Raw genomic sequence first — 9,121 nt, 5'->3', positions numbered from 1 at the left:
AGCGCATCGAGGCGTCGAGCCGCAAGATCACCGACATCATCGGGGTGATCGACGAGATCGCCTTCCAGACCAACCTGCTGGCGCTGAACGCGGCGGTGGAGGCGGCGCGGGCCGGCGACGCCGGGCGCGGCTTCGCGGTGGTGGCCCAGGAGGTCCGCAACCTCGCCCAGCGCTCCGCCCAGGCGTCCAAGGAGATCAAGGGCCTGATCCTCGACAGCGACAGCCAGGTGAAGGACGGCGTGGAACTGGTCAAGAAGGCCGGCGACGCGCTGGAGGGCATCGTGTCGGGTGTCCAGCAGGTCGCCGGGCTGATCGCCGAGATGGCCTCGGCGTCGAGCGAGCAGGCGGCGGCCCTGGACGAGATCAACGCCACCGTCTCGCAGATGGACGAGATGACCCAGAAGAACGCCGCGTTGGTCGAGGAGACCACCGCGGCGGCCCAGTCGCTCGCCAACCAGGCGACCGACCTGCGGTCGTTGGTCAGCTTCTTCAAGCTGGACGCCGCAGCCTTCTTGGCGGCTCCCGTCGGTCATCAAGGCGGCGGGGCTCCGGCTCTGCGGCGCAGTATCGCCCCGACCAAGCCGGCGCCGGCCAAGCCCGCCGCCCGCAAGGCGGCGCCTCCGGCCCGTCCGGCGGCGGGCAAGGCGGCCTCGGCGACCCTCCAGCGCGCGTCCGCCGACGAGGACGATTGGAAGGAGTTCTGACCGGTCCTTTCTGAAAACCGGCCCTTTCTGAAAATGCGTGCGATGGAAAGGGCGGCGCGGACGTTTGTCAGGGAAGGCCATCACACCAACCGGGAGTGACGAACCCATGACCGCGCGCCGCCTCAACTCCGTGAACATCATGGTGCCCCTGGTCCTTGCCGGCGCCCTGTGGGCGGGGCCGGCGGGTGCCACCGACACGCCGCCCCCGCCGGGCGGCGCCGCACCTCCGTCCGGCGCTCCCTCCACGCCGGGCGAGCAGGCCCGCCAGGGGGTGGAGTTGCTGATGAAGGCTTTGGAGGGGTGGGTGCGGCAGGTGCCGATGTTCGCTCCCCCCGAAGTCACGCCGGAGGGCGACATCGTCATCCGCCGGCTCGACCGCTCCCGTCCGGCGCCACCCAATCCGGCGCCACCCAACCCGGCACCGGCCGACCCCGCGCCGGCGAAGCCCGAACCCTCGGTGCCGAACGCGCCGACCGACCTGTAGAGCGGCGGCAAAGCCCGATACGGTCTGTCACGCAGCGCACCGATGTGGTCTCCAATGCGCGGCGGAGCCCGCGAAAAGGCTTAACGGCCCCTTAATTCATGGTTAATAACGAGTTAATGACCGTTTGCGAGCCGAACCGAGGCCGCATCGGCCTGTCTGCGTGACCGGCTGTATCGGCCTTTCCGCTCTGCCGGTCAACCGGCGTGCCAGGGGCCACCCGGACGGGCGAACCCTTCCACCTGATCGCGCAGCTTCTGGACTTGCGACGGGGTGAGGGTGAGGCCGAGCCTTGCGGCGAAGGCGGCAGCGAGAGCGCCGCGCGTCGGGCGCTCCCCGCGGTCCGACAGGGCGCGGTACAGTTCGAACGCCGCGGCGTAGCGCCGCAAGGCCTCCGGACGGCGGCGCAGCTGGGCCGCCTGCGCGGTGGCGGCCACCTCCAGATGGGCTTCCAGGCGGCGCAGGGCGTCCGTCGCCGACAGGGCGGGCAGGGCAACGGGCGGCTCGGCTTCACGCTCGGGCCGGCCGATGGCCGCCTTGGCGCGGTGCCGCCGCTGGCGCAGGCGGTCCTCGTTGCGCAGCCGCTCCGCATAGGCGGGATCGCTGCGCCGCCGTTCGGTGCGGTTCCGGTTGGCGCGGGCGTTGCGTTCCTCCCGGTCCGCGCGGCTCTGCGGATCGCTGAGCAGGAAGGCGAGTTCCTCCGCGGTCAGGCGCAGGGAATCGGTGTCGGGGTCGTTTTCGGCGGTCATGCCGAAAGCAACGTTTCAGGGACCCTTTCCGATCCATACCACCAAAGAAGGTCACAGGCGGCGGCGCCGTCACGGCGTTTCCGGCCACGGCGATTTCGCTGTCCATCGCAACGGCGCCTCGTGCTAGAGAATGCCTCAGACACGACACGTCGCCCCATTTCACAGCAGACGGGACCCGGCCGGCCATGACCCCCAGGCAAGCCCTCCAGCAGCGCCTCGCCGCCCTGGACGCGCATCTCCGCGCGGAAAACCCGAACCTTCTTCCGGTCATTCCGACCTTCCGCAATTTCGACCGGGTCCTGGTCCGGCTGGGCCTGTTGGGGCCGCACGAGTCGCTGACCACGCGCATTCCCTGGTGGCCGATGATCGCGGTGCTGGGCACCTTCTCCGCGGGCAAGTCCACCTTCCTCAACGGCTATCTCGGCGCGCCGCTGCAGAACACCGGCAACCAAGCGGTGGACGACAAGTTCACGGTGATCTGCCACGGCCAGGAGACCCGGCGCGAGGCCCTGCCGGGCACCGCGCTGAACGCCGACCCGCGCTTTCCCTTCTACCGGATCGCCGACGAGATCGAGAAGGTCGCGGCGGGCGAAGGCAAGCGCATCGACAACTACCTGCAGCTCAAGACGCTGTCCGGCGACCGGGCGCGCGGCAAGATCTTCATCGACTCGCCGGGCTTCGACGCCGACGACCAGCGCCGCTCGGTGCTGCGGCTGGTCGACCATATCGTCGAGCTGTCCGACCTCGTGCTGGTCTTCTTCGACGGGCGCCACCCGGAGCCGGGGGCGATGCAGGACACGCTGAAGCATCTGGTGGCGAAGACGGTGGACCGCGCCGACGCGCGCAAGGTCTGCTACATCCTGAACCAGATCGACACCACGGCGAAGGAAGACAATCTGGAGGCGGTGTTCGGCGCGTGGCAGCGCGCCATCGCCCAGGCCGGGCTGGTCTCGGGCCGCTTCTACGCGCTCTACGACAGCAAGTCGGCGGTCGCCATTGCCGACGACGCGGTGCGCGCCCGCTACGAGGCGCGGCGCGACTCCGACCTCGCCGAACTCCAGGTGCGCATCAACGAGGTGGAGGTCGCCCGCGCCTACCGCATCGTCGGCATGATCGACAGCCTCGTGAAGGAGCTGAAGGGCGAGATCGTCCCGCAGCTCGCCGCGGCGATGAAGCGCTGGCGCAAGCTGGTGCTGATCGGCGACGCGGTGTGGCTGGCCCTGCTGGCCCTGTTCTTCGGCGGGATCGCCAGCCTCGCCGGCGGCGACACGGTGTCGGCCTTCCTCACCTGGCTGACCCAGTCGCAACCGGCCTGGACCGGCGGCCTGCCGATCGGGGTGCTGGTGGCGCTGGTGGTCCTGGCCGGTCTGTTCGGCGCCGGCCATTTCTGGCTGCGCTCCTTCATGGGCCGCCGGGTCGCCCGCAGCCTGCCGGAGCGCTACGGCGACGTGGACCTCAACCTGCAGCAGGGCTTCCTGCGCAACACCCGCTTCTTCCGCTCGATCTTCCGCAAGAAGCCGGCGGGCTGGAGCGGCGGTGCGGAGAAGCGCATCTTCTCCATCCGCGAGGCGGTGGCGGAGCATGTCCAGCGCATCAACGACCTGTTCACCGACCCCGCCGGGCGGCGCAACCGCGCCCCGGCGGAGTGAGCGGGCGTCCGCAGGAGAGGGGGTAGGGGATAGGCGATGGCGGGGCGGCGGTGTCTTCTGGCCATGCTCCTGCTGCTGGCGGCGATCGGTCCCGTCCGGGCGACCCCGCTCGCCTCGGCCCCCCTCGCCTCGGCCCCCCTCGGTTCAGCCCTGGACCTGGTCACCGGCAACGACTTCGCCCCCTTCACGGGAGCGGATCTGCCGGAGGGCGGCCTGCTGACCGAGATCGTGCGCCGCGCCTTCGACGAGGTCGGGTTGCGTTACGGCGTGCGCTTCATGCCCTGGCGCCGCGGCTACGACGGCGTCCTGGCGGGCAGGTTCCTCGGCACCTTTCCCTATGTCCGCACGCCGGACCGCGAGATGGAGATGCTGTTCTCCGACCCGCTGCTGGAGGTGCGGCAGCTCGTCTATCTGTCCGCCCACAGCGGCATGGTGTTCCGCACCCCGGAGGATTTCCGGGGACGCACGGTCTGCGCGCCGGTCGGCTACGCCCTGCCGCCGGAGCTGGCGGAATTGGCCGCGGCGGGGGCGCTGATGCGGGAAAGCCCGGCGGACCTGCCGGCCTGCGTGCGGATGGTCGCCTCGGGCCGGGTGGATGCCTTCGTCATCGACGAATTCACCGGGCGGAGCGCGGTGGCGAAGGCGATGGTCGGGGACGAGATCCGCGTCGCTCCCTTGCCCTACGCCCGCGCCGGGCAGCATCTGATTCTGTCCCGTTCATCGCCGGAAGCGGCGGCGATCCTGGCCGCCTTCAACGTCGGATTGAGGAAATTGAAGGATGGCGGCGCCTTCGAGGAGATCCTGCGCCGTCATCTGTCCGCCGCGCCGTGAGGCGTTTGGCGCCGAAGGAGGCGGAACACGCCGAATGGGCGTAACGTTTGCGCCATGCGGCATTGCCAGCGCGACGCAAAGTGCTATAAACGCGCGGACTCGATCTTGGAAAAGGGGCGTGGCCCGTGGCCATCGACGCTTCCGTTCTGGTCCTGAACGGACCGAACCTGAACATGCTGGGCGTGCGCGAACCGCACATTTATGGCTCCATGACGCTCGATGATCTGGAAGGCGCGTGTCAGGAACGCGCCGAACAGCTCGGGCTGGCCATCGACTTCCGGCAGTCGAACCACGAGGGCGAACTCGTTTCCTGGATTCAGCAGGCGCGGACGGAGCATGACGGCATCGTCATCAACGCCGGCGCCTACAGCCACACCTCCGTCGCCATCATGGACGCGCTGATCCTGTCCGAGCTGCCGATCGTCGAGGTGCATCTCTCCAACATCTACAAGCGTGAGGCCATCCGCCACCACTCGCACATTTCCGCGGTGGCCAAGGGGATGATCTGCGGCTTCGGCCCTCACGGGTATCTGCTGGCGCTGGACGCCATGGCGAATATCCTCGAGCGCGACTAAGGAACACGGGAAAAACGAACACCATGGCAAGCTTCGACATCGACGGCGATCTGGTCCGCAAGCTGGCGGATCTCCTGCGTGAGACGGGCTTGAGCGAGATCGAGTTTGCCGAGGGCGAGAAGCGGATCCGCGTCACCCGCCCGACGGCCGCCCAGGCGGTGGCCGTGCACGCTCCGGTCGCCGCTCCTACCCCCGTTGCGGCCGCCGCCGCCGCTCCGGCGGGCAAGCCCGCCAGCCACCCCGGCGCCGTCACCTCGCCGATGGTCGGCACGGCCTACGCCGCGGCCGAGCCCGGCGGCACGCCCTTCGTTCGCGTCGGCGACACGGTGAAGGCCGGCCAGACCGTCCTCATCATCGAGGCGATGAAGGTTATGAACCCCATCAAGGCCCCGCGGGGCGGCACGGTCGTCGAGATCCTGATCTCCGACAGCCAGCCGGTGGAGTTCGGCGAAGTCCTTATGATCATCGAGTGAGCGGGGATCATCCCTTGGCGATGTTCGAGAAGGTCCTGATCGCGAACCGCGGTGAGATTGCTCTGCGCATCCACCGCGCCTGCCGCGAGATGGGAATCCAGACCGTGGCGGTGCATTCCACCGCCGACGCCGACGCCATGCACGTCCGCCTCGCGGACGAGAGCGTGTGCATCGGCCCCGCGTCGGCCCGCGAAAGCTACCTGAACATTCCGGCGATCCTGTCGGCGGCGTCGATCACCGGGGCGGACGCGATCCATCCCGGCATCGGCTTCCTGTCGGAGAACGCCCAGTTCGCGGAGATGGTGGAGGAGCACGGCTTCACCTTCATCGGCCCGACCGCGGAGCACATCCGCATCATGGGCGACAAGGTCACCGCGAAGAAGACGGTGATGGAGCAGGGGCTGCCCGTGGTTCCCGGCTCCGACGGCCCGGTGCCGACGCTGGAGGAGGCGGAGAAGATCGGCCGCGAAACCGGCTATCCGATCCTCATCAAGGCGGCGGCGGGCGGCGGCGGCAAGGGCATGAAGGTCGCCCGCAACCCCGACCAGCTCAAGGAAGCCTACCAGCTCGCCCGTGGCGAGGCGCGCGCCGCCTTTGGCAACGACGAGGTCTACATCGAGAAGTATCTCGGCCGGCCCCGGCACATCGAGATCCAGCTTCTCGGCGACGAGCACGGCAACTGCGTGCATTTCGGCGAGCGCGACTGCTCCGTGCAGCGCCGCCACCAGAAGGTCATCGAGGAAGCCCCGTCGCCGGCCCTGAACGCCGAGCAGCGCGCCTTCATCGGCGATCTGGCGGCCAGGACGGCGGCGGCCATCGGCTACCGCGGCGTCGGCACGATGGAGTTCCTGTTCGAGGACGGGCAGTTCTACTTCATCGAGATGAACACCCGCCTGCAGGTCGAGCACACGATCACCGAGATGATCACCGGCATCGATCTGGTGCGCGAGCAGATCCGCGTGGCGACCGGCGCCCCGCTCGGCTACGGTCAGGCGGACATCCGCTTCCAGGGCCATTCGATCGAGTGCCGCGTGAACGCGGAGCATCCGGAGACCTTCATCCCGTCGCCGGGGAAGATCGACGGCTACCACGCGCCGGGCGGCTTGGGCGTGCGCGTCGACTCGGCGCTCTATGACGGCTACCGCATCCCGCCGCACTACGACAGCCTGATCGCCAAGCTGGTCGTCCACGGCACCACCCGCAACGAGTGCCTGATGCGGCTGCGCCGGACCATTGAGGAGTATGTGATCGGCGGCGTCGACACCACGCTGCCCCTGCACCAGCGCATCATCGCGCAGCAGGCCTTCATCGACGGCAACTACGACATCCATTGGCTCGAACAGCTGATGGGCATGAAGAAGTAAGCAGTCGAACGGTTGAATGAAAAGAGCCCTTCTTCCCGGTCGGGAGGAAGGGCTTTTTTCGTTTGGCGAGCTCTTACTTCAATAGGAATTGGCGACCTTGCCCCTCTCCCCGGAGGAAAGAGGGGAGAATCGGGGACGAAAGGGATTATGGCGCCGCGGTCAGCAGCGCGTCGCGGCGGCAGCGGTCCACCACCTTGGCGCCACAGGGCATGAAGGACAGATCCTTGTTCAGGCACAGCCGCACCTCGGCCACGTCGCGCTTGGCGCAGATCAGCGCCACCGACTCCGGCTCCAGCCCCGGATTGGCCTGGACGAACAGGCGCTCCACCTGGGTCGCGGGGATCGACAGGTCGGGCTTCGGAGCCTGGAGCGCCTCGGGAATCTTCACCTTGGTGAAGGCCTTGCGGACCTGCGCGAAATAGTCGGTGACGGGCAGGCCGCTGCACGTGCCGTGCTTCGTCCATTGATGCACGATCAGCCCGACGCTGGGCATCACCGGCATGGTGGCGTCCACCACGGCGCGGGGGACCGTGCGGTCGCGGGTGCAGGTGGCCGGGTATCCGCCGTTGCTGTATTGGGGCCACAGGCCGTGGACGATGAAGCCGAACTGGCGCTCCACCCCGCACTGGTCAGGATCGGCGTCGCCCTGGGTCTTGGCGCAGTGGGTGGGTGACCAGGACAGGCTGAGCACATAGTAATCGAAGGTGCCGGGCTCCGCCTTGCGCTGCGCCCATGACGCGTTGGTCATCGAGAGAAACGCAACCACCGATACGATGATGGCTGACAGAACCGTCTTCATGTTGGAACTCCTGCGATGAAAACTTCTTTCCGTTGCATACCATGGTGGGAGCCACCTGTCGCGCGGAAGTGGTGCGCTGAGATAACGTTGCGGGGGCGAGGGGGCAAACGGCTATAGTGTCCGCGATGATCGAACTGTCCGCATCGCTGCTTCTGCGCGCCTACGCCGCCGGCATTTTCCCGATGGCGGAGAACGCCGACTCCGAGGAGCTGTACTGGTTCGATCCGGAGCGGCGCGGCGTCCTGCCGCTGGAGGGCTTCCACGTCCCGCGCAAACTGCGCAAGACGGTGCGGCGCGGTCCGTTCGCTCTGCGCTTCGACACGGCTTTCCGCGCGGTGATCGAGGCCTGCGCGGAGCCGACCCCGGACCGCCCGAAGACTTGGATCAACGGCGACATCCTGCGGCTCTACACCGAACTGCACGAGCGCGGCTGCGCCCACAGCGTGGAATGCTGGAGCGGCGGCCAACTGGTCGGCGGCCTCTACGGCGTCGCACTGGGCGGCGCCTTCTTCGGGGAAAGCATGTTCAGCCGTGTCACCGACGCCAGCAAGGTGGCGTTGGTGCATCTGGTCGCCCGGCTGCGGGTGGCGGGCTACACGCTGCTGGACGCGCAATTCGTAACGGAGCATCTGAGCCAGTTCGGCGCCATGGAGATCCCGCGCGCCGAGTACCGCCGCCGGCTGACCGCCGCCCTGGCGGTGCCGACGGACTTCGGCGGCGTGAACCAGGAGGCGGCCATCACGGCGTTGCTGGGCGCGGAGGGCTGAGGGCCGGGCGATGGGCCGGACTCAGTCGCCCTCGCAGGACAGGACCCAGACGTCGTAGATCGGGTGCTCCATCGCCGACAGGGCGGGGCTGGAGGCGAACATCCAACCGCTGAACACCGGCTCGGCCTGCTCGCCGGGCTTGTTCTCGATCACTTCGAGGAAGGCGGCGGTCTCCGGCGGCTCGATCGGCGGGTTCTCCTTGCAGGCGCGCAGCGTGATGCGCAGGCTGCCGAGCGCCTTGGTCTCGCCGACCGCGATGGTGAAGGTGGAGGTGCGGGCGGTGATCTTGTCCAGCCCCTGCAGCTTCGCGGCGGGGCGACTGACCATCTCCTCCGGCACCGGAGCGGCGCCGGCCGGGCCACTGGTCAGGCCGGGCAGGCTCAGGACCGGAAGGCAGAGCAGCGCGGCCGCCAGGGCCGCACCGCGAAGGTGGAGGCTTTTCGGAGTCGTCGTCACTTGGATCGTCGTCACTGGGGATCGCTTCCGTGATGTCGAACGGCGTGGGCCGAAACCCGACAGCCTTCTAGCCCGGAAGCGTCTCCCCGTCTACTCCGTGACCGCCTTATCGGGCCCGCTTACTGGGTGATGCTGCCGCTGGGGCGGGTGCCGCCGTAGGGGGCGTTGGTGGGGGACGGACCGGCGGTGCCCTTCTTCTCTTCGATCTTCTGGGTGGCGGTGCCGCCCGCGGCGCCCGCGGCGCCGCCGACCACCGCGCCGACCGGCCCGCCC

At 68.7% G+C, this 9,121-nt stretch carries 11 protein-coding genes; 8 read left to right on the top strand and 3 right to left on the bottom strand.

Going from position 1 to position 9,121, the window contains the following annotated elements; genetic code table 11:
• Nucleotides 1-704, top strand: a 704-nt coding sequence (locus AC1DVI_RS31515) for a methyl-accepting chemotaxis protein (protein ID WP_476961335.1), incomplete at its 5' end; no start/stop codon positions are given.
• A gap of 106 nt (nt 705-810) precedes the next feature.
• Nucleotides 811-1,188 (top strand): hypothetical protein, encoded by a 378-nt coding sequence (locus AC1DVI_RS31510; protein WP_476961334.1) that lies wholly within the window; start codon nt 811-813, stop codon nt 1,186-1,188.
• 194 nt (nt 1,189-1,382) lie between these two features.
• On the opposite strand, the gene AC1DVI_RS31505 is transcribed toward AC1DVI_RS31510, so the two are convergent.
• Nucleotides 1,383-1,934 carry a hypothetical protein gene (locus tag AC1DVI_RS31505; protein ID WP_476961333.1) on the bottom strand — a complete coding sequence of 184 codons (552 nt, stop codon included), beginning with the start codon at nt 1,932-1,934 and terminating at the stop codon, nt 1,383-1,385.
• Between the two features lie 185 nt (nt 1,935-2,119).
• On the opposite strand from AC1DVI_RS31505, the gene AC1DVI_RS31500 reads away from it, so the two are divergent.
• The 5 genes from AC1DVI_RS31500 to accC all read left to right on the top strand — a co-directional run bounded on the left by AC1DVI_RS31500 (nt 2,120) and on the right by accC (nt 6,826).
• A complete protein-coding gene (locus AC1DVI_RS31500; RefSeq protein WP_476961332.1) occupies nt 2,120-3,583 on the top strand; it encodes a dynamin family protein in 1,464 nt (487 codons plus the stop codon).
• Between the two features lie 63 nt (nt 3,584-3,646).
• Nucleotides 3,647-4,414, top strand: a complete 768-nt coding sequence (locus tag AC1DVI_RS31495) for a substrate-binding periplasmic protein (RefSeq protein WP_476961331.1) — start codon at nt 3,647-3,649, stop codon at nt 4,412-4,414.
• Between the two features lie 125 nt (nt 4,415-4,539).
• Complete coding sequence (gene aroQ, locus AC1DVI_RS31490) at nt 4,540-4,989, top strand: type II 3-dehydroquinate dehydratase (protein ID WP_014241158.1); 450 nt, start codon at nt 4,540-4,542, stop codon at nt 4,987-4,989.
• Nucleotides 4,990-5,012: 23 nt separating this feature from the next.
• Complete coding sequence (accB, locus tag AC1DVI_RS31485; RefSeq protein WP_476961330.1) at nt 5,013-5,462, top strand: acetyl-CoA carboxylase biotin carboxyl carrier protein; 450 nt, start codon at nt 5,013-5,015, stop codon at nt 5,460-5,462.
• A gap of 20 nt (nt 5,463-5,482) precedes the next feature.
• Nucleotides 5,483-6,826, top strand: a complete 1,344-nt coding sequence (accC, locus tag AC1DVI_RS31480; RefSeq protein ID WP_237903104.1) for an acetyl-CoA carboxylase biotin carboxylase subunit — start codon at nt 5,483-5,485, stop codon at nt 6,824-6,826.
• Between the two features lie 145 nt (nt 6,827-6,971).
• Here the strand turns inward: accC and AC1DVI_RS31475 are convergent, their stop codons facing one another.
• A complete protein-coding gene (locus AC1DVI_RS31475) occupies nt 6,972-7,625 on the bottom strand; it encodes a ribonuclease T2 family protein (protein WP_476961329.1) in 654 nt (217 codons plus the stop codon).
• Between the two features lie 125 nt (nt 7,626-7,750).
• On the opposite strand from AC1DVI_RS31475, the gene aat reads away from it, so the two are divergent.
• Nucleotides 7,751-8,392, top strand: coding sequence for a leucyl/phenylalanyl-tRNA--protein transferase (gene aat, locus AC1DVI_RS31470; protein WP_476961328.1), 642 nt, complete (start codon nt 7,751-7,753; stop codon nt 8,390-8,392).
• Between the two features lie 21 nt (nt 8,393-8,413).
• On the opposite strand, the gene AC1DVI_RS31465 is transcribed toward aat, so the two are convergent.
• Nucleotides 8,414-8,863, bottom strand: a complete 450-nt coding sequence (locus tag AC1DVI_RS31465; RefSeq protein ID WP_476961327.1) for a DUF2155 domain-containing protein — start codon at nt 8,861-8,863, stop codon at nt 8,414-8,416.
• Nucleotides 8,864-9,121 lie beyond the last annotated feature (258 nt).

The organism is Azospirillum sp. P4_B5, assembly GCF_056402275.1.
This window is presented reverse-complemented; position numbering and strand designations above follow the sequence as displayed.

What these genes read in the sequence shown, in the direction of transcription:
- AC1DVI_RS31495 (WP_476961331.1), top strand. Translation starts at nt 3,647, where the DNA reads ATGCTCCTGCTGCTGGCGGCGATCGGTCCCGTCCGGGCGACCCCGCTC.
- accC (WP_237903104.1), top strand. Translation starts at nt 5,483, where the DNA reads ATGTTCGAGAAGGTCCTGATCGCGAACCGCGGTGAGATTGCTCTGCGC.
- AC1DVI_RS31510 (WP_476961334.1), top strand. Translation starts at nt 811, where the DNA reads ATGACCGCGCGCCGCCTCAACTCCGTGAACATCATGGTGCCCCTGGTC.
- accB (WP_476961330.1), top strand. Translation starts at nt 5,013, where the DNA reads ATGGCAAGCTTCGACATCGACGGCGATCTGGTCCGCAAGCTGGCGGAT.
- AC1DVI_RS31500 (WP_476961332.1), top strand. Translation starts at nt 2,120, where the DNA reads ATGACCCCCAGGCAAGCCCTCCAGCAGCGCCTCGCCGCCCTGGACGCG.
- AC1DVI_RS31475 (WP_476961329.1), bottom strand. Translation starts at nt 7,625, where the DNA reads ATGAAGACGGTTCTGTCAGCCATCATCGTATCGGTGGTTGCGTTTCTC.
- aat (WP_476961328.1), top strand. Translation starts at nt 7,751, where the DNA reads ATGATCGAACTGTCCGCATCGCTGCTTCTGCGCGCCTACGCCGCCGGC.
- AC1DVI_RS31505 (WP_476961333.1), bottom strand. Translation starts at nt 1,934, where the DNA reads ATGACCGCCGAAAACGACCCCGACACCGATTCCCTGCGCCTGACCGCG.